This is a genomic window from Enhygromyxa salina, from assembly GCF_002994615.1.
GTDB lineage: Bacteria > Myxococcota_A > Polyangia > Nannocystales > Nannocystaceae > Plesiocystis > Plesiocystis salina_A.
Window position 1 is genome coordinate 17,235 of the sequence record NZ_PVNK01000055.1, and the last position, 24,528, is coordinate 41,762.

Consider the following 24,528-nt stretch of genomic DNA (forward strand, 5'->3'; position numbering starts at 1 on the left):
GCAGGCAGCGACGCCGCTGCGCTCTCAGGGCTGCGGCGCCGGTCGGATCGGCAGGCTCGGCAGCGCCTCCGTCGCCAGTCGATACTCCGACGGCCAGGGGTAGTGCTGACAATCGTGGCGACTGTAGAAGTCGATCACGTCCTCCCAGTCGACGAGGTGCTCGTCGAGCGCCCGGACGATCTCGGCCGCGTCCTCTTTGCAGGCAATCACGTCTGGGCCCGGGTCGTGGGCGCGGGCGGCCATGCCGAGGAGGCCGACGACCTCGGGCGGAACCTGGCGGACCCAGGCGGCGCCCAGGGCCGTGATCTCGAGCATGCGCAGGTCGATGACCTCGACGCTGTGGCTGCCCCCGCAGACGGAGATGTCGAAGGTCTGGCCGGGATCGATGACCATCGCGTCGTAGTTGAACACCACGGGCGACTTGCACTCGCCGCCCTCGGCCTTGCGCATGAACAGCCGATAGGCGAGGGGCTGCTCGCCGTTGTTCGTCACCACCAAAGTGGTGTGCCTGCCCTTGCTGATGATCCCCCGGCGCTCGAGCGAGAGGGTGTCGACCCGGACCTTGAAGGTCAAGGGGCCGATGCGCTTGGAGCTCCCTGGCGCGATGATCTTGGGTGAGCCGTAGCTGATCGGGTGGGAGAAGGCGTTGGGCTGGCGAAGCTCCTCGATCGTCAGCGGGTCGAGGTCGAGCGCCACGGCGGTCTCGAGGACGTGGCCGCGGTAGAGGGTCTCGAGCTCTTGTTGGGTCACCGGGGCGGGCTCGACCTCGACCGCGCTCACGGCCCCGGTCTCGACCCCGGCCTCGGTCTGCGTCTCGGCGAGGGCCGCGGACTCGGTGTCGCGGTTGGCGTCGAGGAGCTTCCACAGGCCAAAACCGGCGCCCGCGACGATCGCAAGGCCGACGCCGATCATCAAGGCGATGGCGGTCGTGCGGGGGACAGCTGCGCCCCCAGGCTTCGGTGGCTCCGGAGCTGGCGCCGCGACCTTGCGCTTGGGGTCCAGCACGATCTCGAGGTTCGGCGCCGCGCGGTCCCAGTCGGGGGAGTCGACGAGCCGAGTTCCCGGCGGGAGGATCGGACCCGGGGTCTCGGGCGCCGGCTTGCGGTCCTTGGACATGGCGGTGAAATCTACCCCAACCTCGGACGCTGCACCCCCAGCTCGGTGTCAGTCCCCCGTGGCTTGGACATCTGTGCACGCTGTTCCAGGGCAGGGGCTCCGCGCACGAGCGTCGGGGCGCGCTCGCCTGCGAGGGGCCGGTGCTATGGTACCCGCGAGCGCTCGCCCGTTCGGAGCTTGAGCATGTCGACACGCGTCGTTCAGATCAGCATTGCGTCCCTGCTGCTCGCGCCGTCGCTGGCCTGCGCAGGCGGGACCAGCGAAGAGGGGACCTTCGGCACCTTCTCCGGCGGCTCGTACACGACCTTGACCACGGCGGACGACGAGCCGGGCGACGCGACCGACGCCGGGTCCGGCGAGGGTGACTCGAGCTCGGGCGACGGCGACCCGGGCGACGGCGATGGCGACGGCGATGGCGACGGCGACGGCGACGGCGACGGCGACCCGAGCACGGGCGACGGTGACGGTGACGGCGACGGCGGCGGCCCGAGCTGCGGCAACGGCATCGTCGAGCAGGGCGAGACCTGCGATGGCAACGACTTCGGCGCTCTGACCTGCGCCGACTACGGCTTCGATCAGGGCTCACTGGCCTGCCTCGCCTGCGCGATCGATATCTCGGGCTGCTCGAACGGTGGCGGCGGCGGCGGCCAGCCGGTCGACGGGCTGTACTCGCACTGCCTCGTGCCCGACGAGTGCCTGGGCCTCGACGCCTGCGCGACGGTCACGATGATGGGCGAGGTCGACCCCTTCGATGGGTTCTGCACCAACTATTGCGCGAACGATGGCGAGTGCCTCGTCAACCACGGGGGCACGGCGACCCCCGTGTGCAATTCCGAGGTGAGCCCCTACTGTGTGTTGGACTGCGCGGGGGGCGAGACGTGCCCGGCGGGCATGGCCTGCACGCTGCTCGATGGCGACAAGGAGTGGTGCTATTAATCCGCTCGAGACCTAGGCATTGCACCAGGGGCTGCTAGAGCTCGACTTCGCCGCTGTAGGTGCCGCCGACGCCCGTGAGGCCATCGAGCGTGACGCTGCCGGCGCAGTCCTCGAGCTCGTTGGTGCCGCTGTCGTCGTCGAGGACCATGTCGCCGAGGGCGTTGCCCTGGCTGTCGATCGAGCCCTCGAAGGAATAGTCGATGCTGCCTTCACCACCGAGGATCGCGCCGACGAAGACGCCGGAGGTCGAGAAGTACTCGGCGGCCGGCTGGTCACATGGACCGGCGTGCTCGATGAGGAACGGGCTGGAGAAGCTGCCCTCGAGGTCGCCGGTGAAGCTGAAGGTCGCAGGGAGCTCGATGACGCACAGGTCTGGCGCCTCCTGGGAGATATAGGTAGGTGCGCCCATCTCCACGCTGAAATCGCCCGCGACATCGATCGCGTCATCGTGATGGCCGTGGCCGTGGCCGTGGCCGTGGCCGTGACCGTGGCCGTGGTGACCGTGTCCGTGTCCGTGGCCGTGCCCGTGCCCGTGTCCGTGACCGTGGCCGTGCCCACTCTTGGCCCGCTCGGGCGAGTTGCCCTGGATGTTCTTGTGGGCGTAGGCGGAGCCTGCTGTGGCCACGACGAGGGTGAGTCCGGCCAAAACTGCAGCTACGTTCGATGTCATCTTCCGACCTCCATGACCGGGATGCTAGCATCCGGTGATTTTTTGAAAAGGGCGATTTCGTCAATTGATATATCTGCGTCGTCATCGCATTGGTGGATGGCGCAATCGAGGCTGCGGCCCCATTCGCAAGCCGTCCAGATCATCGCACAGCGAGCGAATGGGGCAGTTTGCTCGAATTCGAGCAAAGGGGCGAGTTCGCGTTTGTCGCACGCACGACTCAGGGGTCACCTGCACCAACCTGCGGTGCGACCCCTGGGTCATGCTTGCGTGGATCGGAGGCTCAACGCTGGGGCGGCGCGGTCTCGCGGATCAGCGCGCCATGCCCCGTGGTCATGACCAGGATCGCAAAGCGCTCGACCTGATCGAGCTCGTTGGTCGAGAGCGACGCGTAGTCGAAGGCCCCACGTATGTCGGTGTAACCGTCTTTGTAGAACCCGACCGCGCCGTCACCCTTGCGCGCGTAGACCTTGACGTAGGCCCGCGTCAGCGGCTTGTTGGTCCCGCGCTCCTGAACCCGCAGCTGGCCGAACTGTTCGATCACGCGTACGTGCAGATCGTGGGCATAGTTGGCCTTTGATCGGCGCAGGCCCTCGCCGACGATCTCGATGATGGTGTTCGCGCTGCGGTACTCGGGCGGCAGCTCGAAGCGGTGCTCGGTCTGATCTGCGGGCAATTCGTGGCGCGCGCTGTGATTGGGTTGGACGATCGAGAAGCGGCCCGACTGATCCTTCATGAAGGGCTGACGCGAGAACAACAGCTCGATGTCCATGCGGTAATAGCTGACCGTGCACGCGGCCAGGTTTTGGTAGCTGAGGGCGATCGTGCTGCCGTCGACCTCGAAGTCGAACCCGACCTCGGTCGCGGCGAGGCGCGCGTGCTCCTGCTCGCGGCTGTCGGCGTCAACGACTTGGGTGGCCGCGCCCTCGGCCTCGTCGAGGACCGCGAGGAGGTTGGCGAAGCGCTCGCGCCAGCGATCGACGGGGTGCTCTCGATGGCGGGCGGCGAGCTCGCGGGCGCGGGCGGTGTCTTCGACGAGCAGGGCCGCGTAGGCGCGGAGATAGTCGAACTGCAGCTGCCCGGTGACAGACTGGGCGTCGACGCGCTCGAGCAGGGCGAGGCCGTCGGCGACGCGATCTTGCAAGAGCAGGTACGAGGCCGCGGCGAGGAGCTGCTCATCGCTGGGGCGGCGCAGATAGACCAGCCCGCGCAAGAAGGCCTGATACTGAGCCGCGAACGCGGTGTTGAGGATCTTGCGTCGGGCCCCGAGCTGGTGGGCGCGGGCGTTGACGAGCGGCGCGTACTCGAGGTGCTCGTACCAGCCGCGGGTGACGGGGTCGACGCGGATCAGCGGCGAGTCGATCGCGAGGCCGCAGCCGCGCAAGAGCGCGTCTTGGTGACGCAGGTACACGCCGATCGCCTCGACGTCGGCGTGGTGGACCGCGTAGGACCACAGCAGGTCATCGTAGACGTGGCGCCGGGACAGGCGGGCCAAGATCGCCTCGAACAGGCCGCGCTCGCGCATTCGCCAGGCGACGCGGCTCAGCTCGAGGCGCTCGACGTTGTGCTGGTCGAGGTAGCGCAGGAGCTCGTCGTCGTCGGCGTGCTGCGAGACGTGGCTCCACGACGCGGTGTCGACCACGCTGAGCCGACGCACGACCTCGAGGGTTGTCGGCGCGGCGAACACCGCGAGCGCGCCGTTCTTGGCCACGTGGACCGGGAAGTGGGCGAAGCTGCCGGGGGCGGGGAAGTAGAAGGCGTACTCGATCGCGTGGGTCCCGTGGGGCGGGAGGTGAACGTGGAGGTCCCGGGTCGCGCGGCCGTTGGACACGGGCATCGCGCCGCGGGGGATCTGGACCAGGAGCTCGAGCTTGTGGGCCGAGGAGCTCGGGTTGGTCAGCACGACCTGGCAGACGTAGACCGTGTGGATCAGCAGCTCGCCCTCGACGTATTTGTCGTGGCGCTCGTTGTCTTCGTAGCGGTAGCGATCGTCGGCCCGAAAGTAGTTTTGGCTGACGAGCACGCCGAGCGGGCGCGGGTCGGGCTCGACCGCGACGATCTGCTCGTGGAAGGTGATCAGCGGGGACTTGGCGCCGAGGGTCAGCGCGGCCCCGTCGAGGCTGGTCTCGGTCGGCTCGGCGTCGAAGGGCAGGTCGAGGACCGCGAGCGCGCACATCATCTCGGCGAAGTTGGCGGTCGCGCGGACGAAGTGGCCCGACAAGAAGGGCCCGTCGCCGCTGTGCGCGGCGTAGTCACGCCAAAAGGCGTTGACGCCGATCAGCTCGGGGCCCTGCGCGGTCGGGGGCCGGCGATAGTAGTTGTTCTCGGCCCACTCTTGCGTCTTGTCGAGGACCCGATAGAGGCGTCGGGCCTCCTCGCGCGCGGCGACGTCTTCGTCGAGGCGAGCGCGGCTGCTGAGGCCATCGAGCATCGGCGCCTCGGCGGGGGGAGCTGCTCGCTTGCTCTTGCGGCGGCTGCGTGAGGGGCTGCCCAGCGTTGGGGGGGGTCCGCCTGGGCCCGGTCCGAGCGGGGGTGGGCCGCTCGGCGGGCCTCCGAAGCTGCCCCCGCTCGGCCCGCCGCCGCCCTCGGCCAGGCTGAGCTCCTCGGCCTCGGCCTCGGCCTCGGCCGCGAGCTCGTCGAGGCCGAGGGGGTCACGGGTGTCGAGCGCGCTGCCCTGGAGGGCCGTATCGAACGCGGCGTTGTCACCCTCGAGGTCGGGCGGGAGCAGATCAAAGCGATCGTTGATGTGGCGCGCGGTCGGCCCGGGCTCGCCCTCGACTCGGGTTGCGAGCAGGATGCGCTCGAGGGTGTTGAGGCGGCCGTAAGCCCAGGGCTCGAGGTAGCCGGCCAGATCGTCGCCGAGCAGGTAGTGATCGATGAAGGTCTTGTCGCGCTTGTTGGCCAGGTAGGGCTGGATGTGCGCGGCGAAGAAGGCCGGGTCTTTGCGCGACAAGAACAAGCTCAGCTCGTGGCAGGCGTACTTGCTGTACTTGCTGCGCTGATCCTCGGGCGAGAGCGAGGGCCAGCGGGTCACAAACTCGAACTCGCGCAGGTGGCTGTCGTTGGACAGGGTCAAGAGCAGGGCGTGGGCCTTGGCGAGGGTGTCGACGACCTCGAGCTTGGCGGTGTGGATGTCGTCGAGGGTCAGCGTGGCCCCGGGCGCGAGGCCGGTCCGCTGCTTGCGCTTGACGAAGTGCCCGTCGGGCGCGAGCCCGTTGTCGAGGCGTAGATCCCGGGGCGCGGCCTCGACCTCGGGCAGGGTCGCGTCGCGCGAGGCGAGCCCGCGCGCGTTGGCGGCCACGACATGCACGAGCTGGTGGCCGGCGAGCTCCTCGCGGGCGAGGGTCACGACGCCCTCGTCGTCGAGCTCGAGGTTGAGGGCGACGTAGGCGGGCGCGGCGAGGAAGTCGAGGTTGTTGGAGGGCGCGGCCTGGATGGCCCGGGGCACGGGCGCGGGCGCGGCTGGGGGTCGCGCCATCGCCTCGCTCTTGCCCGCCGCGCCGAAGGACGCTCCAGCCTTGGCTGACTCGGTGCCCGTGGAGGTCCCGCGCCGGGCCCAGGGGTTGAGCAGCAGGCCCGGGCGCTCGAGCATGGTGCCAGCGAAGATCTCGGCCCTGCGACGCTCGAGGATGTAGCGGTACTCGTCGCCGATGTCGCGGCCCGAGAGGTAGTGGCTGCTGCTGCGACGGACGCTCGCGGACAGCGGCTCGGGGAGGCGGACACGATCGAGCGAGCTGCGGGCGCGGGTGGCCGCGACGAAGCGACTGGCGAAGAGGTGGACCCGGGTGTCGGCGTCGGCCCCGGCGACGCGGACGCGCAGGCGCTGCTCGTCGACCTCGATCGCGGCCACGCGCAGACGCTCGGGCGCGCGCAGCTCGAGGTGGCGCTTGGCCGAGAGGGCGAAGCCGCTCTTGGCCTCGCCGCCGACCCGGACCCGGACCCGCTGGCGATCGTGGGCGAGGACGAGGTCGTAGTCGCCGGGCTCGAGCCCGCGGATTTGAATCGCGTCGTCGTCGATCGAGACCGCGTCCATGCGCTCGCGCAGATAGCCGCTGCCGCGGCGCTCGAGCAGCGAGCGGACGGGCGCGTCGTCGTCGTCGAGCCTGGCCAGGGTGAGCTCCTGACCGGCGGCGATGTGGATGATGGTGGGGATCGAGCCCGTTGGCCGCGGCAGGGTCCAGCTGGCCTGACCGCCCGCGCCGAGCGAGGCCTGGATGTTGTCGATGTCGTCGAGGCGCCCGAGCTCGACGCGGCCGCGGGCGTCGGTCTGGAGCGCGATCTGCATGCGCGCGTTGAAGTCGAGGTGGCCAAAGCTGAGGTTGACCTGCATGTCGGGCCGCGGCTCGCCGGACTTGCCGAGGGCGTGGAGCACGTAGCCCGAGGCGGTCGCGGCGAGGTGGAGCCCGACGATCTCGGCGCCGACGTCGATCCCGTTGACCGCGATCGAGCTGCGGTCCGAGAGCTCGACGTCGCGCTGCTCGCTGAGGCTCCGGACCTTGGCCCGGACCTCGAACGAGAGCTGCGCGAGGGCCTCGGGGACCTTGAACGAGTGGACGGCCTCGGCCGCGTCATCGAGCTCGAGGGCCACGGTCACGCTCGAGCTGGTCCCGTGGCGGTCGCTCGAGGTGATCACGAGCTGCGGCGCCGAGAGCAGGCTCGGGGCCGCGGGCAGGCCGTTGACGCTCAGGGTCGCGCGGATGACCAGGTCGGCGGTCTGCCCGGCGATCAGCTGCTCGCGCTCGACGTGGACCCCGGCCCGGAGCTGGTAGCGCTCGGCCTCGACGCGGAGGCTGGCGATCGAGCTCGCGCGGCCGTGGCGGAGCAGGATCTTGCTCGTCGAGCCGGCTGCGCTGTAGGGGATCCGGACCTCGGCCCGCTCGTTGGCCGGGTACTCGCGGCCGCCAAACCACACGCTGGCCTCGGGCACGAGCTCGTCGTCTTCATTGAGGATCGTGAGCACGTGACCGGCGGCGCTGAGGCGCTCGACGAAGCGCAGCCCGCCCTTGCGGACGAGCGCGCGGCTGCTCTTGCCGCCGCCGATCAGCTCGATCACGTAGGTGCCCGGCTCGGTCAGCGACTCGAATTTCAAGCTCCGTCGGACCCGGCGCAGGGCCGGCTCGTCGTACTCGATCACGCGCTCGTGGTTGGCCACGAGCCCGTCGAGATCGACGCTCGTGTCGAGCTCGCGGCCGTGGGTCTGAAAGTAGGCCAGGGTGTTGATCTCGAACACCTTCACGACCAGCGCCGGGACCTTCTTGAGGTCGACGCGCAGCTCGACGGGCTCGTTGGCGCCGACGTAGCGCGGGTTGTCGGGTGCGAGCTCGATGTCGACCCGATCCTCGAGCTCGCCGTAGTACGAGGGGCTGTCGAGCAGCGAGTACCAGCGCTCCTGATCGCCGACCCCGGCCAGGATCTTGGTCTCGGCGAACACGCGGCGCAGGTAGTCGCCGTCGAGGAAGGGGCGGTAGGCGTCGTAGTCGTCGACGCTGGGATCGGCGAAGATCTGGCCGAGGTAGTCGCGCATCAGCGCGTCGTCGCCGGCCACGGGCGCGAGGCCGGTCGCCGCGACGTAGTCCTGGCCGAAGCGGGCGAGCGCGCGCTGGTGGGCGCGGCGGTAGTCGCTGGCCATGTACGCGGCCTGGCGCGGGAGCCTGATGTAGCGATCGAAGCGGGCGCGGTCGTAGACCCCGCGCCGCCGATCGAAGTCGAGGCGGTGGTAGAGCACGTGGAGCTTGAGGCTGTTGAAGGTCTCGGCGAGGGGCTCGACGAAGGCCCACAGCGTGTCGAGGTGCGCGTCCATCCGGGCTGGCTCGGCGTCGAGGTCGACGTCGGGCCCCGGTTTCAGCCGCGACAGGAGGACCTCGACGAAGCGGCGCTCTGAGACCAAAGCGGGGCGCGCCGTGGCGAGGGCGTTGAGCTGGGCGAGGGTCAGGAGCGAGTGGATCGGGAGCCCGCCGAAGCCGCGCGAGTGCTTGTCGTCGAGCTCGCGCAGGACGAGGGCGACGAGCGAGGGGTAGTCGGGCCGGCGCAGGCGTGAGAGCAGCGCGCGCAGCCGGGTCAGCGAGCCGGCGATCTGTTTGGACTCGGTCAGCCAGTCGAGCGCGCGATCGGTGAAGCCATCGAGGTTGTCGTGGCGGCCCAGGGCGTCGACGAGGAACGCCTCGCGGCCGATCTGCGCGGGGTCGAGGCGGGTCGGCAGCTCGCTGCGCGCGTCCTCGGTCTCGCGCTGATGATCGAAGGTCAGGTTGAGGCGCCGACGGATGTGCTCGAGGGTCTGGGCGGGGTCGCGCTCGTAGCTCAGCAGCGCCTGACGATCGCGGATCTCTCGCACGCGGGCGGTCTCGTCGTGGCGCTTGACCCACGCGTCGAGCAGGGCCTCGACCTCGTCGAGCTCACCGCGGAGCTGGTGCTCGAGGCAGTGATGAAAATAGTAGTCTTCGGTCCCTGGGATCAGCGTCGCGAGGGCAGCCTCGCGATCCGATGCCAGCGCGAGTGCTTCGAGCTGCTCGATGTCCATATGGTGGCTAACCTTGGGGGTTGTACGGGAGCGTGTACGGGAGCGTGTCCGGAGCGATCCGAAGCGCGCCGTAGAAGTTGGCGTCGGCGTCGCCGCTGAGCTCGGTCTCAGCGACGTTGGCGGCGCCACGGGCGGCGGGGCGCGTCGTGGTCACTGCGGTCAATCTCGTCGTGCAGTGCATGGTATCTACCTCGGGCCCACGCTACCACGAGGGCGTCTTTGGGTAACATGAGTAAAGATCCCGTCTCAGCCACGCTCGCGTATCACGAGCTGACCAAGCACCGCCTGCCCAACCGCTATGCGCGTTCGCTCGGGTACCTCGACTGGGACAACCAGCCCAACCCCTTTCGGCTCTACGAGGGCAGCGAGCGAGACGTGCTCGCGCGCGATGACGAGCGCGTCGGTCCGACCCTCGACGAGGCCTACGACCCCGCCCGGATCTCGGCTCACCCGCTCGACGCCGCGGGCGTCGCTCGCCTGCTCTACGACGCGATGGCCCTGTCGGCGTGGAAGGAGGTGGCCGGCAAGCGCTGGTCGCTGCGCTGCAACCCGTCGAGCGGCAACCTTCACCCGACCGAGGCCTACGTCGTCGGTGAGGTCGCCGGGCTCGGCGACGGGCCGCGGCTGTGGCACTACACGCCCCTGCTGCATGCGCTCGAGCGTCGGGCGGCGGTCGACGCTGGGCTGTGGGACGCGCTGCGCGGTCAGGGGGAGGGCGTGATCATCGGGCTGAGCTCGATCCCGTGGCGCGAGTCGTGGAAGTACGGGGAGCGGGCGTTTCGCTACTGCCAGCACGACGTCGGCCACGCGCTCGCGGCTCTGGCCCTGGCCGCGGCGGCGCTCGGCTGGCACACGCGGATGTTGCCCTCGCTCGACGACGCGGCCGTGGCTCGGCTCCTCGGCCTGGCGAAGATCGAGGGGCCCGAGCCCGAGCACCCCGACCTCGCGCTCTTTGTCGGTCCGCGCCTGCCCTCGCATGCGCCGGTCGTGCCCGAGTCGCTCGCGCTCGGGCTGAGCGGGGTCGCCAATCGTCTCAGCCAGTCGCACGAGCCCTGGCCGGTGATCGAGCACGTCGCCGGGGCGTGTCGACGGGTCGGCGCGGTGACCTTCGATGAGCCCTCGCCCGACGCGTTGCCCGAGCCGCCGCCGTCTGGTTCGAACGCGGCCGCCCACCACCTGTTTCGAACGCGGCGCAGCGCCGTGGCCATGGACGGGGTCACCGGGTTGTCGCGCGCGAGCTTCCTGGCGATGCTGTCACGGACGCTGGCGCGGCCCGGGCACGCGCCCTTTTCGAGCCTGCTCGGTCGCCCGCGCGTGCACCTGTTGTTGTTCGTTCATCGGGTCGAGGGCCTCGAGCCGGGGCTGTATCTGCTCCTGCGCGACCCGTCCGTGCGCGAGGCGGTCGCGGCCAGCATGCACGAGGGCTTCGGGTGGGAGCCCGTCGAGACCGGGGCGCTCGCGCTGCCGCTTTGGTGCCTCGAGCGAGCCGACACGCGTCAGGCCGCGGGGCTGGTCTCGTGCCACCAGAGCATCGCGGCCGACGGCGCGTTCGCGGTCGCGATGCTGGCCGAGCTCGGCCCGGCGCTCGCCGACCACGGGGCGTGGATGTATCGCCACCTGCACTGGGAGGCCGGCGCGATCGGGCAGGTCCTCTACCTCGAGGCCGAGGCGGCCGGGCGCCGGGCGACGGGGATCGGCTGCTTCTTCGATGACGGGGTCCACGAGATCATCGGGGTGGGGGACCACTCGCTGGACACGATCTATCACTTCACGATCGGCGGGGCCGTCGACGATCCGCGCCTGCGCACCGTCGACGCCTACGAGCACCTCGCCCCGTGAGGCTCAGGGATCGTCTTGCATGTAGGGGCACTCGGTCATCGGCGGCAGGCACACGCAGGTCGCCATGTCGACCCCGTCCCAGCACGCGACCGTGCCCTGGACCATGTTGTTGCTCGAGTAGGGCGTCGAACACAGGGGGCCGTTGGTGTTCGGGTCGACCCCGCAGGCGCAGTAGGGCTGCTCACCGACGATGCAGCTCGACCGATCGAGACACCAGCCGATGCCCGTGGAGTTGACGGCGATGTTGTCGATCACGGGCTGGCTCTGCACGCAGTTGAGCGGCCCGCAGTCGGCGTCCGAGAAGCACTCCTCGCCGTCGAGGGCCTCGCCGAGGCTGCCGCAGGCCGCCCCGGTGAGCAGGCCGCCGAGCAGCAGCAAGTATTTGACCGTACTGCGCATCAAAAGCTCCACGCCGCGCCGAGCGAGAAGCCGCCGCCGGGCAGGGGCGCGACGTCGAGGCCCGCGAGCCGAGTCGAGCGCTCGTTGCGGAGCTTGTTGCCGCGGACGGTCGCCCACAGGCCGATGCCCGCGCCGAGCACGAACCCGCCGATGCCTCCGTAGAGCATCGCCTGGCTCGTGGTGTAGCCCGCGATGTACTTGCTGCGATCGGCGCTCCCGGCCGCGCCGACGTCGGTCGACTCGGCGCTGTACTTTTTGTTTTGGGCCAGCCCGATGTAGGCCAGCACGACGCCACCGGCCGCGATCGCGTAGCCCGAGAGCGCCGTGAAGGTCATGACCTTGATGCGCTTGTCGAGGGTCTCGGTCGCCAGATCCACGCCCGCGACGCCGTTGGTGTCGGTCATCTTTCCGACCGCGCTCGTGCTCGTCGTGGTCGTCATTTGCGGGCGGTCGATCGGCACGACCTCGACCTGGAGCGCGGCCGCGCAGCCGGCGGGCGGGCCCGCGATCGCCAGATCCCCGGTCTCTCCCTCGGCGACGGTCGACGGCGCCGAGCAAGCCGCCGCGTCGCCGTCGCGGTTGAGGATCTCCTTGGACGCGGTCGACCCGGCTCCGGTTTCGACGCCCGTGCCCTTGACGCCGCCCGAGATGCCGATGTCGGCTCCGGCGCCCGAGTAGAACACGAAGGCGCCCACGCTCAGGCCCGTGACGACGTGGGTCGCCCCGTCGCAGCGACCCGAGAGATCCGAGGTCTGAAAGTAATAGCGGCTGGCCTCGTGGCGTCCGACCAGGACCATGTCGACGTTGAGCTGACCGTCGCGCTCGAGCTTGCCCTCGAGCTTGACCGCGCCGATCGGGATCTTCGCGTAGAGCTCGTCGGCGTTGGTGATCTTGATGTTCTCGGACTTCGGCGTGACGCTGGTGTAGCTGTAGGCCCCGCTGACGGTGCAGTTGGTGATCAGCTCCATCTCGCAGTTGCGATAGCGAACCGCGACCAGGCCCTGCTTGACGCGACTCTCGAGCGCCGCGCGCTCGCCCATCGGCCACTCGACGACCAGCGACTTCGATGCCTCGGCGCCGGGCTTGCACTTGCCGACGCTGCCCTCGAGAGTCGGCGCGGTCGAGTCGGCCAGCTTCTGGGCGGCGTTACCGGTCTTGCACGCCACTATCCCCAGGGTCATCGGCAGCGCGACCGCGGCCGCGACGACCGTGCGCCAGAGTTTGAATGGGGGAGCTGTCACAGGCGAGAGAATAGGCGGTCTTTGCGGCGGATAAAACCAAAACAACAGCCCATTCAGCCGGTCGAGTCGGTCGAGTCGTCGCCGGTCTCGGTCTCGGTCGAGTCGTCGCCGGTCTCGGTGTCTCCGGCCTCGGCTGAGCCGCAATCTACGCTGCAGCCGGCGCCTTCGAGCACACCTCGGAGCACGCAGCGCTCGCTCGCGTTGGCGATCGAGGCGGTGACCACGGCCCCGCACTCGGCACCCTTGGGCAGGGCGATGGGCACCAAGGCCAGGCCGTCTTCATCGTGGGTCGCCGTCTTCGTGAGCTCGGCGCAAGCGGTCGAGACTGTGAGCTCGAGCTCAGCGGGAGAGCCGTCGAGCTGCTCGGGCAGCGCATGGACGGCGTAGATGACCTGGTCGCTCGTGACGTTCAGATCTCCCGTGCTCGCGCAGCTGTCACTGCCCAGCGCGGGCCGGCGGCCGTCGGCTTCGTCGCGGACGTCGAAGATCGGCTCGACGATGTCGCCGCAGCCCGTCGCCGCGAGCACGGTCACGGCCAAGCCCAGTCGAAGCGTCGCTCGAAGCGTTTTCATGACGCTCACTTGCCCCTCGCGTAGAGCCGCCAGAGCGTAAGGTCGACGCCGAGCGCGACGCCGATCTGGAGGGCGTCGGCTCCGGGCCCGCTGACGGTCGGGCCCCAGGTCCGAAACTGCGGGCGATAGACCGCGCCGAGCAGGGCGACGAGCGGCGTCGGTCCGAGGTTGAAGCGCAAGAAGGCGCCAGGAGCCAGGACCGTGACCGGGCGCGGGCCGGGGAGCTGGCCGCTGTTGGACACGTCGTAGTGAAGAAACGCGGCGGGATCGAGGATCGAGAGGAACCCACCGAAGCCCCAGTTGCCGAACCCGCGCACGATGTCGATCCCGACCGGCAGCGAGAGCGTGGGCGCCTGGCCGTAGGCCGGGCGGCCCTGCTCGAGGGTCGCGCCGTAGGGGCCCCAGCGGAACTCGGTGGCCGCGAAGATGCCGGGGTAGCTCGCGAGCGAGATCGTCACGTTGTCCTTGACCAGCTTGCGCCGCCAGCCGCCCGGGGGGTTCGCGGCCGCGTCGATCGTCTCGGCCATCTGCTCGGTGGTCTCGGCCGAGAGCAGGGCCGCGATCGTTCCAGAGCTTCGGCCGAGCGCGTCGAGCCGGGCCCGGCACTCGCTCGTGGCCGGGTGGGTCCCGCAGACCTGGCTGAAGGTCGAGAGGAGCTCGGCCGAGCCGACCGCGACGGCCTGGGCGTAGTCGCCGATCGCGATCTTGCTGGCCACGTCGGCGCCGGCCCGCAGCTTGTCGCTGATCGCGTGGGTCGCCTCCACGTGGCGCTCGAGCAGCGCGAGGGCCGTGGCCGCACCCGCGCTGTCGAGCTCGGGCGCGAGGTCGAGGCCGGGGAACATCTGGGTTGGGTCCGAGAGGCCCTCGGCGGCGTCGAGGATCGCGGCGGTCAGGCTCAGGCTCGCGTCGATCACGGCGATCCCCGCCTGCCACTGCTCGACGATGTGATCGCGGGCGTGGTCGGGCGCAGCGTCGGCCTTCGAGGTGCTGGCGAGGGCCGTGGCGGCGGTCTGCATCGCGTTGACCTCGATCGCCAGCGACTGGAGCTGTTGGCCAGCGTGGCGGTGGAGGCGGACGATCGTCGACAGGCGCTCGATGTCGGGGTTGGCGAGGGCGGTGCCCAGGTCGCCGCTGGCCTCGACGCTGGCGTAGCCCTGGCCGACCAGGACCCAGCAGGCCGGGGCGTCGAGCATGCTGGTCAGCACCGCCGTGTAGCTGGCCTTGGCCGCGTTGTGAAAGCGCGGCTCGAAGTGGGCGATCTCGGCGGGCAGCGAGACGCCGCAGGCGAGCAAGGCCAGGGGCGGGTCGACGACGGCGGCCTCACTCGCGCGGACCGAGGCGCGGCTGGCCGCGGCCCCGAGCTCGCGCAGCGCGATGAGTGGATCGGCGTGGTCGAGCAGGCGCTCGATGAAGCGCTGGCCGGCTCGGCGCAGACGCCCGACCTCGGCGCAGCCTTCGGTCTGCGCGGCGCTCGGCGCCTTGCAGGCGACCAGCGCGGGCTGCTGGGGCGCGGACGCGTCGCCTGGGCCTTCGACCTGCGACCAGTGAAACTCCGCGAGCGCGACCCCGGTCACGACCCCGGGCCAGCCCTCGATGTCGGCCTCGAGCGCGCCGCGGAGGGCCTCGAGCAGGGCCGCGCCAGCGCCGTAGTGATCGAGGCGATTCTCGCGGGCGAGCGCGCACAGGTTGGGCAGCAGCTCGTTGCGGAGCTCGGTCTGGAGGACCATGTGCGGCGACTCGAAGACCGCGCGCAGGGCGTCGGCGTTGGGGCCACCGGGGCGCTCGCGCAGGAGCTGCTCCGCGAGCGTGACCAGCTCGATGTCCGAGTAGGCCTCGGCCCCCTGGCCGAGCGCGGCGCTGAGATCCTTGCGCTCGGCCTTTGTCAGCGGGCCAGCTCCGCAGACCCGGTCGCCGATCTCGTCGAGCATCCAGCCGATCGCCTCGCGCTTGGCTCGATCGGCGATGACCCGGGCGAGCCCGCCGAGGAAGGGCTCGAGGACGTCCATGCCCGTGGCGCCGCCGCTGAGCAGCGCGCCGACGGCCCCGGCGTCGGCGGACTGGCGGATCGTGTTGACCGAAGTCGACAGCTGCGTGACCGCCTGCCCGATCGGCGTCAGCTTTGGGGTGGAGTCCCGAAGCGGCTGTAGAAGCGGCTGCAGTTGGTCGGCGTATTTGCGGATCGGCTCGAGGGCGCTCAGGGTCGTGCGGATGTCGTCTTGGGCGTTGGTCGCGGCGACGCGGGCGAGCGCGGGATCCGAGAACGCGCAGAGATCGATCTTGGCCGCGTCGCCGCAGTAGGTCGCGCACAGTCCCTTCCAGTCGTCGGCCGCCGCGGGGACGACCGGAGCGGCGATGTCTTCGGTGCTGGTGAGCAGCGTGAAGGGCTGCTCGGGGTCGGCGCAGATGATCCCGAGCCTGGTTGCGATCTTGGCGAAGTGCTCGGCGACCAGGCGGTTCGGATCTACGGACTGGTTTGTGCCGCCGCCTTGGCCGTTGGGGTCGGCGAGCGAGCCGGGCTCGGTGTTGGTCGCGAAGGTTGGGGCCTCCGCGGGGCTCTGTGCCCGGGCCGAGCGGGGGCTCGAGAGCGCGGCACACAGCGCGAGCGCGAGGCTCGCGAGCACACGCACGAGGCGCTTGTTCAATGGGGTGGCGGGGCCGGACATTCAACCGATCTCGTAGGCTTTGCTGCGCAGCTGGTCGATGAGGTCGAGGCTGAACATCGACGCGCGGTTGCTCTCGTTGGCGATCGCGCCGTGGTGGACGCCGATGACCTCGCCGGAGCCGGGCTCGATGACCGCGCCGCCGCTGAAGCCGTTGAGGCCCGGGGACGGCTGGGGCTCACCGCTGGCGTTGGTCTCGCCGTAGACCAGCCAGTCGCCGCTCGGGGCCGCGGTCACAGCTTGCCATTTGCGCCAACGTCGGGGCGCGGCCCGCCACGCGTCGTAGCTCTCGTAGCCCTGGAGCACGGCCTCGACGGCGGTGTGCGGGACCCGGGCCTGGAGCGGCGTCGTGAACCCGCGCACGCTGCCCGGGAGGCGGATCACCGCGAGGTCGCGGCTTCCGTCCCAGGCGACCGCGCACGCGTCGAACCACACGGTCGAGCGCGCGCTGTCGCTCGACTGGGCCTCGATCTTGACGCTCGCGCTGCCCTCGACCACGTGCCACGCCGTGACGACCGTGTCGCGCCACTTGTCGACGAAGAAGCCGTTTCCAAACGCCCCGTCGGCGACGACGACGACGCGCGGATCGATGTTGAGGCCGTTGTAGCGATGAGATCGCTGGTCGAGCGGCGCCGCCGAGAACATCCAAAATAGCGTAGGGGGCGGGGTTCGGCCGCACAAGCGGAAAAGCCTGGCCAAGGCGAAGCTTTTCGTAGATCCAGGCCTGGCGATGGCCGAGTTCGCGCTGTCGACCTCTGCGCGCGGTCGGGGGGGTACCCTGCGCGGCGCTGCTCGTCTCACGGCCTGCGTCGACTCGGGCGTCGCCGAGGCCGAGGGGGCCGGGGCCAGCCGTGGCCACGAGGGGTCGCGCGTCCGGCAAGGCGGCGACCTCAGGGGCTGCACGTCCGACTCGGCCAAGTCGCTGTGGCCTGGCTCGCAGCGGATGTTTGCACCCGCTCGTGCAAAAAACTGGTCAGGTCCCTTCGTGCCGTTACCATGCGCCCATGACTCGTGGATTTCGACGTGCTCTGATCGGCTCGAGCCTGCTGCTGGGAGCCTGCGGCGGTGAAGAGGGCCGGCCGGTCAACTCCACAACCGGGATCTTCACGGCGACCAACGGCGAGACCACGGCCGGCGAGGGCGAGGGCGAGGGGGAGGGGGACGGCGACGACTCCTCGACCGGCCCGCTGCTCGACATGCCGCAGGGCGACGGCGACGGCGACACCGGTGAGGAGTGCGCGGCGGTCAGCGAGATGGCTCAAAATCAGTTCGCGCCGGTCGACATCATCTTCGTGATCGACACCTCGGGTTCGATGAGCGACGAGAAGAACTTCGTTCAGTCGAACATGAACCTCTTCTCGCAGCAGATCTTCTTGGCCAACATCGACCACCACGTGGTCATGATCGCCGAGTCCTCGCCCGACGGGCCGTGCGTCGGCGTGCCGCTTGGCAGCGGCTCGTGCCCGGCCGACACCAAGCTGCCCGAGTACCTCCACGTCGTCGAGACCGTCGGCAGCAGCGACGCGCTCGCGAAGATCATCTCGACCGAGCAGCTGTGGTCGGCCTCGATCCGGCCCAACTCGATCAAGCACATCGTCGTCGTCAGCGACGACGACTCGAGCATGGACGCGGCGACCTTCGACGCGGGCTTCAAGGCCCTCAACCCCGACTACGCCAACTACTTCTTCCACGCGATCGTCGCGTTCGATGACCCCAACCCTTTCGACTGTGGTCTCGGGGCCAGCTGTTGCGCGGGCTTGCTCCCGCTGTCCGCTGATGTCGGCGACGTGTATCTGCAGCTCGTCAGCCAGACCGCGGGCGTGGCCGGGGACCTGTGCGATCAGGAGTTCGGCCCGGTCTTCGATCAGATCGCCCAGTCGGTCCAGCAGAACGTGCCGCTGGCGTGCGAGTGGGAGATCCCGGAGCCGCCCGAGGGCGACTCCTTCGACTCGTCCAAGGTCAACGTCGAGCTCGTGCTCGACGGCCAGCAAGAGAGCGTCTACTACGTCGAGAGCGAGGCCGCGTGCAACGGCGGCGACGGGTGGTTCTATCTGCCCGACGCGGTCAACCCCGAGACGATCCGGATCTGCCCCGCGACCTGCACGCGGACCCAGGCCGCGGTCGAGGCTTCGGTGGACATCCTGTTCGGCTGCGACACCGTGCCGGTCGAGTAGGGCCGAGCCGCGCTCAGCCGACCGGGTTGGGGTTGATCACCCCGGTCCCGGTCCCGCCCAGGTACGCATAACTGTCCCAAGTATCGTACCCGACGATCACAATCGAGAACGGGCTCTGCCCGCCATCGAACACGTGAATCCCATCGCTCACGGGCACCCGCGCGACCTCGTAGCCGCTATCGGCGACCGGAATGAACAGCCCATCGTCGATCGGCGCCCCATCCAGGGTGATCGGGGCGCCGGCCGGTCGCGCGAGCACGGCGACGTCATTGATCCAGGTCCCCGGGACCAACACCACATAGCGCGGCAAGAACTGCTCGATCGGGCTGAGCTGGACCATGGCCGGATCCCCGATCCCGGCCCCGGCGTTCTCCGAGCCGGTCATGTAGTTGAGCACCGCGATCGGCTTGTCGGCCTCGACCTCGAAGTCGCCGGGGACCTCGGCGTTGCCGCCGACGTAGAACTCGACGACCTCCCCGGCCTGAAGCACGAAGTTGTTGTTGGGGATCCCGGTGATCTCGACGTCGGTCGTGAGCGTGATCGTGGTTCCGTCCTCGGACGCGTAGATCTGCCACAGCGAGGGGTCATTGGCGCTGCGCGGGGGCACGCGCGAGGCGATGAAGTGCTGGCCCCACAGGCGCACGCCCGAGAGCTGCTCCTCGAGATGATCGCAGGCGTAGACGTTGGTCGGGATGAAGGTGCACTCGTTGCCGGAGAAGACGGCGATCGGGTGATCCTCGTCGGAGGTGACCCGGGTTCCGGTCAGGCCCATGTTCATGCTCTTGGTCATGACCTCGGCGATGTCGCCTTCGTCGAGGTTGACGACGAAGGGCACGCCCGCGGGGCTCGGCGGGATGTTGGTCCCGGCCAGGGTGGTCACGCTCGGGGTGATCGTGACCTGGGTGCCGTCGTGGGCCGCGACGACCGTGAGGTAGGCGCCCTGGACCGAGCCGTCGTTGATGACCTTCCAGCCGACGACATGGTTGATGCTGTCCCAGGTCGGCACCGGGTAGAGCATCGAGGCGTCCGACAGATACGAGCTCGCGCCGTCGATCGGGTTGAACTGGTAGGCGATGATTGGGACGTCGGAGGTGACCCGATAGGCGCCGCCGATCTTGACCCCGCTGTCGTCCTGGCTAAAGGCCGGCAGGTTGAAGGTGTGCAGATCGAGGGGGCTGACGACGGCCGGCCCGGCGACCGTACTCCACACCCCACCTTGCTTGGTCTCGACCACGACCGTGGCCATCTGGGCCTGCTGGACGTTGGATACGGCGATCGCGAATTGCTGGTTCTCGACCGAGTCGTGCGAGTCGAGGTCAACCCCGTAGAACAGGCAGCCGACCGTGCTCAGCCCTTCCTCCGCCTGGAGGCAGGTCTCGGGGATGATCGGCGCCATCGGCTCGTCCATGTCGGGGAAGGGCGAGAGATCGAGCTTGAGCCCGCCGCTGTCGCCGTCGCCGTCGCCGTCGCCGTCGCCGTCACCCGAGTCGCCGTCGCCCGAGTCGCCGTCGCTCGTGCTGGGGTCGTCGGTGTCGATGCCGTCGCCGATCGTCGTGACGATGCCGCCGTCGCCGGTCGTGGGGCGACCGTCGTCATCACCGCAGCCACTCGCGGCGATCACGAAGAAAGAGGTGCACACACGAGCGAGGCTGCGGGAGGTCATGGCCCATCCTACCGCATCCGGCCGCATCCTACCGCATCCGGCCGCATCCGATCGCATCCGATCGCGACGACAAGCCCCCGGCGATCACTCGGGTGGATCGACGACGGTCTGAATGATGCCGGTCAGGCAGCCGAGGGCGTCGGAGAAGTCGGTGTCGCAGATCGACTCGATGCAGCAGCGAATCTTGTCGCCCTCGTTGAGCGCCTCGCAGACCTCTTTGACGCGGACCGGCGGGATCGCCTGGCCGGTGAACCCGCCCATGCCGTCCTCGCCCGTGCAGCCCGGCCCGACGCCGAACTCGAACTCCTTGGTCGCGGCGTCGCTGTCGGCGATGTCGTCGGGCAGGATGTCGCCGGCCGGGTAGGCGCCGTCGCGCCACTGGCGGTAGACGAGGTCCATGACGCCGCCCGCGGTCGGCTCGAAGGGCGGGTTGAGGTTGTGGGCGGTGACCGGCGGGACCCCGAGGATCCCGAGCATGATCACCTCTTTGTTGTCCTTGACGATCAGCTCGTCCTGGAGATAGTTGAGGTAGCGGCTCAGCGGGTGGAGCACGCCGGTATCCGTTGACATGCAGTCGGCGTAGACGCCGTTGCCGTCGGGCGCTCCGCAGTCGACGCCCGCGTTCCAGCACACCGCCGAGGTCGCCTGGCTCTTGGTCCCGGTGTCGGGGTTGACCTCCCAGTAGGTGTCCAGGTTGGGGTCGGTGAAGTAGGCGTAGCCATCGGGCGAGCGGACCGAGCAGTCGGCCTCGTCGGTGATGACCGCGATCGCGAGGATCGCCCCGTCGCGCAAGAAGGGCTTGTTGCCGCTGTTCCACTCGGCGCCCGTGTAGATCGATTGGAGCATGGCCTCGAGCGGGGCCTCGTAGCCGCAGCCGACGATGCCCTGGGGCCCGATGCAGCTCAGCGCGCCCTTGATGTCGTCGCCGGGGACGTTGGTGGTCTGGCCCATCGGCCCGGAGAACTCGATGAAGGGCGCACCCGAGGGCACGATCGGCACCGGGCAGTCGCAGGCCTCGGGGAAGGAGGGCGGGTTGCTGCCGAGGCCGGTGAAGTACTCGAGCCGCTCGCTGCAGGCGGTCGACTGCGGCGAGCCGACGGCGGGCTCGTAGCCGGGGATCTGGAACTGGGTGCACTGCGGGTGCCCGACATCGGTCGTCGTGACCATGATGTGGACGTCGGGGTTGAGCAGCTCGCCGTCCTTGTCGGTCAGCATCTGGAGCTTGTCGATCAGCAGCGGGAAGTTGGCCGAGAGGTTGACCTGCTCCTCGCCCATCGTGCCCGAGTTGTCGATGATGAACAGGAGGTCGACCTGGTTGCAGGTCCCGTCACCGGACGCGCAGCCCGGCCCGCCAGTGGTCTCTTCCAGGTCGAGGCACCCGCCGGGCGGGCAGCCCGTGTCGTCGCCGTCGCCGTCGCCGCTGTCGCTGGTGTCGAGCGGAAGCGTCGTGATCGTCAGCATCGTCGTGCTGGTCTCGTCGGACATCGGCTCGGCCGGGCACGCGGTCAGAGTTCCGAGAGCGCCGACGATGGCTCCGAAAAGAAGACAGTCTCCCAGGACCGGGGGGGCTTGGAGACGATAATTCAGCGGATACTTCACGCGCACGGGCCGAGACTACATGGCTTTTGCCCGCGGGCGACGAGATTCTCTCGTCGCCCGCGCTCACCAACTGACAGTCTCCCAGGACTTGGGAGACGATGGTGAAATGTCGGTGTCAGGGCTCGTAGGCCAAACAGCGGGTGTTCGGGCTACTCGCAGAGGCAGGCGTCGGCGTTGACGAGCTCGCGGCTGGCCTCGGTGCCCTCGAAGGTCCAGGTCGTCGTCGAGTCGCTGTCCATCTGCACGACGACGGTGGGCATGTTGAAGGTCGTGAAGTCGTCGCTGAACTCGAAGGGCTCGAGCGGGTGGTTCGTGGTCTCGTCGAAGTCCTCGGGCACGCCGTCTTGGAACCCGCCGAGGCCACACAGGAAACCCTCGCACAGGATCGTGCCCATGCTGTGATGGTCGACGATCGCCAGCGGATCCCACGCGACGCTCGTGCCGTTGATCGGGGCGCTGGTGATGCCGCACTCCTCGGGTCCGGCGTTGTTCTGGAGATCCGTCGTCACGGTCACCGCGCCCCCGACGACGAAGTTCATGATCATGTCGTAGCTGTACATGTACGCCATGTCGCCGGGCTCGCCGCCGACGTCGCGGAAGCGCAGCACGAAGCTGCCCGGTCCGACGTGGTCGTCGGCGTCGTAGGGCATGGTCAAGGTGTTGACCTGATCGCCCTCTCCCGCGGGCGTGTCGCTGATCTCGAAGATGCTGCCCTCGAGGTCGTAGGTGATCTCCCAGACCTGGCAGCCGCTGTCGCCATCGCCATCGCCGGTGTCGCCGTCGCCATCACCCGTGTCGCCGTCGCCATCCCCGGTGTCGCCGTCACCATCCCCGGGATCACCGTCGCCGTCCCCGGGATCGCCGTCGCCGTCCCCGGGATCACCATCGCCGTCCCCGGTGTCGGTGTCGGTACCGGAGTCGGTGTCGCCGTCGCCGGTGGTGTCGTCCTCCGCACCCGTGTCGGCGACGCTGTCACCACAGGCGACGAGGCCAAAGCAGCTGAGGGACAGACCGAGAATTAGGGGAGTCGTGAGGCGAGTTCGCATGTGGGAGCATAGACCTGGCGCGATCCTCGCAACGATGATCGGGATCACAGGATGCCAAGACCGGACCGTCCGAGGACTGCGCTCACCTGGTGTGAAAGTCTTCGCACAGATCTCGGCAGCCTGACCCGAGCACCCAACAGCCTCGACAATGCGGGAGATTGGGCCGCTTTGGCTCCCGGGGGTACCATGGGCCTGCACGCTCGAGGCGCACCGAGCTGATCGGACACGGACGCGATGACCTCATGAAAGTACTCATCGCCGATGATGAGCCGCGAATCGCGAAGTCGCTGGCGCGGATCATCGAGAGCTATGGGTACGAGCCGACGCTCGCCCGCGACGGGCTCGAGGCCTGGGAGCTGTTCGCGGAGGACCCGCAGATCTGGGGGCTGGTGATCACCGACATCCGCATGCCCAAGCTCGACGGGGTCGCCCTGGTCAAGCGGATCCGTGCCTGCGGCAGCGACATTCGCGTGGTGTTCATCAGCGGTCACGGCGAGGTGCCCGACGTCGAGGGGGTCGCGCCCGCGATGTTTCTGGCCAAGCCCTTCCGGCGGGCCCAGCTGCTCGACGCGCTCAACGGCATTTAGTGCGGCGCGGCGCGAGTGCGGGCCCAGGCCGGCGCTGCTATCGTCGCCCGGTGGACGGCCCCAGCAGCACGGGCAGTGAGGGCGAGGGGCGGCCCCGGCTGCCGATCGTGGGCTCCGGCAACAGCTCGGCGGCTCGCGTCCTCGATGATTGGTTTGTGGTCTGCAGCTCGGACGAGCTCGACGCGCTCGGGGCCAAGCCGCTCTCGACCACGCTCTATGGCGTGCCGATCGTGGTGTTTCGCGGCGCCACGGGTGAGGTCGGGGCCTTGCTCGATCGCTGCCCCCACCGCAACGTCCCGCTGTCCGACGGCGCGGTCGAAGGCGCGCTGCTGCGCTGCGGCTACCACGGGTGGGCCTTCGACGCCGAGGGCGTGTGCCGCGAGATCCCGACCCTGTGTGGCGACCCCGAGGGCAAGGCCCGCGTGGTCCCGCGCTTCGCGGCGTGCGAGCAAGACGGGGTCGTGTGGGTCTACGCGACCCCCGACGTCGAGCCGGTCCGCGAGCCCTATGTATTTCGCTGGGTCCGCGACAGCCGCTACCACTCGGGGCGCGAGACCTTCGAGGTCGACGGCACGATCCACGCGGTCGCCGAGAACGCGCTCGACGTGCCCCACACGGCCTTCCTGCACAAGGGCTTGTTTCGCAAATCGGGCGCTGGCAACCGGATCGAGGTCGTCGTCAGGCGCTGGCACGACCGCGCCGAGGCCGAGTACATCGGCGAGCCGCGGCCGCCCGGTGTCGTCGGGCGCCTGCTCGCGCCCCAGGGCGGGGTCGTCGAGCACTTCGATCGCTTCGTGCTCCCGAGCATCACCGAGGTCGAGTACCGGCTCGGCGAGACCAGCCACATCTGCACCGTCAGCGCGCTGACCCCGATCACCGACACGCGCACGCGGCTGACGGCGGTCATCAGCTTTCGTCTGCCCGTGCCCTCGTTCATGGTCACGCCCGTGCTCGGGCCCCTCGCCCGGGCGATCTTCAAGCAAGACGCCGCCGTGCTCGAGCGCCAGGTCGCAAACATCGAGCGCTTTGGCGGCGAGAGCTTCGTGTCGACCGAAGTCGACGCGCTCGGGCCTCAGATCCTCCGGCTGCTGCGCAACGCCGAGCGGGGTGATCGGGGGGCGCCGGGTGAGCGGGGTGAGCCGGGCGTCGAGCCGGCTCACGAGCACCGCTTCTTCATGGAGGTCTGAGCCGGGCAGCTCAGCTCGCCATCGCGCGTCGGGGCGCGCTGACCCAGGCGTCGTTGGCCGTGAGCCGCAGCGCGAGGTCGAGCAGGCGCTTGCGGGTGTCGGTGTTGGTCTTGGCGAAGATCCGATGGATGTGCTTGTGAACCGTGGTCTCGCGGATCTCGAGGCGCCAGGCGATCGCCGCGGGGGTGTGGCCAAACAGCACGTAGTGGAGCACCTCCTGCTCGCGGGCGGTGAACGAATAGGCCCCGGTCACGGACTCGACCAGGCGCCCGAGCAGCTCGTCCGACCTGACGCTGTCCTCGTTCTTGGGGGCAAGGGGACGGGG

At 69.5% G+C, this 24,528-nt stretch carries 18 protein-coding genes; 5 read left to right on the forward strand and 13 right to left on the reverse strand.

Going from position 1 to position 24,528, the window contains the following annotated elements; genetic code table 11:
- Positions 1–24: 24 nt before the first annotated feature.
- Positions 25–1,116: a hypothetical protein gene (locus ENSA5_RS05075; protein ID WP_106390417.1), complete on the reverse strand. Its 1,092-nt coding sequence runs from the start codon at positions 1,114–1,116 to the stop codon at positions 25–27.
- Positions 1,117–1,299: 183 nt separating this feature from the next.
- Between ENSA5_RS05075 and ENSA5_RS37035 the strand changes: the two genes are divergently transcribed.
- Positions 1,300–2,052, forward strand: coding sequence for a hypothetical protein (locus ENSA5_RS37035; protein ID WP_181197386.1), 753 nt, complete (start codon positions 1,300–1,302; stop codon positions 2,050–2,052).
- 34 nt (positions 2,053–2,086) lie between these two features.
- On the opposite strand, the gene ENSA5_RS05090 is transcribed toward ENSA5_RS37035, so the two are convergent.
- The 3 genes from ENSA5_RS05090 to ENSA5_RS37040 form a co-directional block, all read right to left on the reverse strand.
- The gene (locus ENSA5_RS05090; protein ID WP_181197387.1) at positions 2,087–2,677 is read right to left on the reverse strand and encodes a DUF3224 domain-containing protein; all 591 of its coding nucleotides are present in this window, start codon (positions 2,675–2,677) and stop codon (positions 2,087–2,089) included.
- A 325-nt stretch (positions 2,678–3,002) separates the two neighbouring features.
- Positions 3,003–9,236, reverse strand: coding sequence for a hypothetical protein (locus ENSA5_RS05095; RefSeq protein WP_106390421.1), 6,234 nt, complete (start codon positions 9,234–9,236; stop codon positions 3,003–3,005).
- A 7-nt stretch (positions 9,237–9,243) separates the two neighbouring features.
- Entirely contained in the window at positions 9,244–9,390 is a 147-nt protein-coding gene (locus ENSA5_RS37040; RefSeq protein ID WP_181197388.1) for a hypothetical protein, read from the reverse strand.
- Positions 9,391–9,464: 74 nt separating this feature from the next.
- Between ENSA5_RS37040 and ENSA5_RS05100 the strand changes: the two genes are divergently transcribed.
- The gene (locus tag ENSA5_RS05100) at positions 9,465–11,075 is read left to right on the forward strand and encodes a nitroreductase family protein (protein ID WP_106390422.1); all 1,611 of its coding nucleotides are present in this window, start codon (positions 9,465–9,467) and stop codon (positions 11,073–11,075) included.
- Between the two features lie 3 nt (positions 11,076–11,078).
- On the opposite strand, the gene ENSA5_RS05105 is transcribed toward ENSA5_RS05100, so the two are convergent.
- From ENSA5_RS05105 to ENSA5_RS05125, 5 genes are read right to left on the reverse strand one after another with little or no spacing between them, the layout of a single operon-like run.
- Positions 11,079–11,474: a hypothetical protein gene (locus tag ENSA5_RS05105; protein WP_106390423.1), complete on the reverse strand. Its 396-nt coding sequence runs from the start codon at positions 11,472–11,474 to the stop codon at positions 11,079–11,081.
- On the reverse strand, positions 11,474–12,715 hold the full coding sequence (locus ENSA5_RS05110) for a hypothetical protein (protein WP_146155341.1): 1,242 nt from the start codon (positions 12,713–12,715) through the stop codon (positions 11,474–11,476). The genes ENSA5_RS05105 and ENSA5_RS05110 overlap by 1 nt, the downstream gene beginning before the upstream one ends.
- 53 nt (positions 12,716–12,768) lie before the next feature.
- Entirely contained in the window at positions 12,769–13,287 is a 519-nt protein-coding gene (locus tag ENSA5_RS05115) for a hypothetical protein (RefSeq protein ID WP_146155342.1), read from the reverse strand.
- A 5-nt stretch (positions 13,288–13,292) separates the two neighbouring features.
- Positions 13,293–15,950 carry a hypothetical protein gene (locus ENSA5_RS05120; protein ID WP_146155343.1) on the reverse strand — a complete coding sequence of 886 codons (2,658 nt, stop codon included), beginning with the start codon at positions 15,948–15,950 and terminating at the stop codon, positions 13,293–13,295.
- Entirely contained in the window at positions 15,951–16,592 is a 642-nt protein-coding gene (locus tag ENSA5_RS05125; protein WP_106390427.1) for a S1 family peptidase, read from the reverse strand.
- A 359-nt stretch (positions 16,593–16,951) separates the two neighbouring features.
- Here ENSA5_RS05125 and ENSA5_RS05130 point away from each other — a divergent pair, with 359 nt between their 5' ends.
- Positions 16,952–18,121, forward strand: coding sequence for a vWA domain-containing protein (locus tag ENSA5_RS05130; RefSeq protein ID WP_106390428.1), 1,170 nt, complete (start codon positions 16,952–16,954; stop codon positions 18,119–18,121).
- 13 nt (positions 18,122–18,134) lie between these two features.
- Here the strand turns inward: ENSA5_RS05130 and ENSA5_RS05135 are convergent, their stop codons facing one another.
- The 3 genes from ENSA5_RS05135 to ENSA5_RS05145 all read right to left on the reverse strand — a co-directional run bounded on the left by ENSA5_RS05135 (position 18,135) and on the right by ENSA5_RS05145 (position 22,429).
- Positions 18,135–19,784: an IgGFc-binding protein gene (locus tag ENSA5_RS05135; RefSeq protein WP_146155344.1), complete on the reverse strand. Its 1,650-nt coding sequence runs from the start codon at positions 19,782–19,784 to the stop codon at positions 18,135–18,137.
- Positions 19,785–19,868: 84 nt separating this feature from the next.
- Positions 19,869–21,269, reverse strand: coding sequence for a hypothetical protein (locus ENSA5_RS05140; protein ID WP_181197389.1), 1,401 nt, complete (start codon positions 21,267–21,269; stop codon positions 19,869–19,871).
- 263 nt (positions 21,270–21,532) lie between these two features.
- On the reverse strand, positions 21,533–22,429 hold the full coding sequence (locus ENSA5_RS05145) for a hypothetical protein (protein ID WP_106390430.1): 897 nt from the start codon (positions 22,427–22,429) through the stop codon (positions 21,533–21,535).
- Positions 22,430–22,671: 242 nt separating this feature from the next.
- Between ENSA5_RS05145 and ENSA5_RS05150 the strand changes: the two genes are divergently transcribed.
- Complete coding sequence (locus tag ENSA5_RS05150; protein ID WP_106390431.1) at positions 22,672–23,016, forward strand: response regulator; 345 nt, start codon at positions 22,672–22,674, stop codon at positions 23,014–23,016.
- Between the two features lie 50 nt (positions 23,017–23,066).
- Complete coding sequence (locus tag ENSA5_RS05155) at positions 23,067–24,203, forward strand: Rieske 2Fe-2S domain-containing protein (protein ID WP_258182741.1); 1,137 nt, start codon at positions 23,067–23,069, stop codon at positions 24,201–24,203.
- 10 nt (positions 24,204–24,213) lie between these two features.
- Here ENSA5_RS05155 and ENSA5_RS05160 read toward each other — a convergent pair.
- The coding region (locus ENSA5_RS05160) for a helix-turn-helix transcriptional regulator (protein WP_146155345.1) at positions 24,214–24,528 on the reverse strand (315 nt) is incomplete at its 5' end.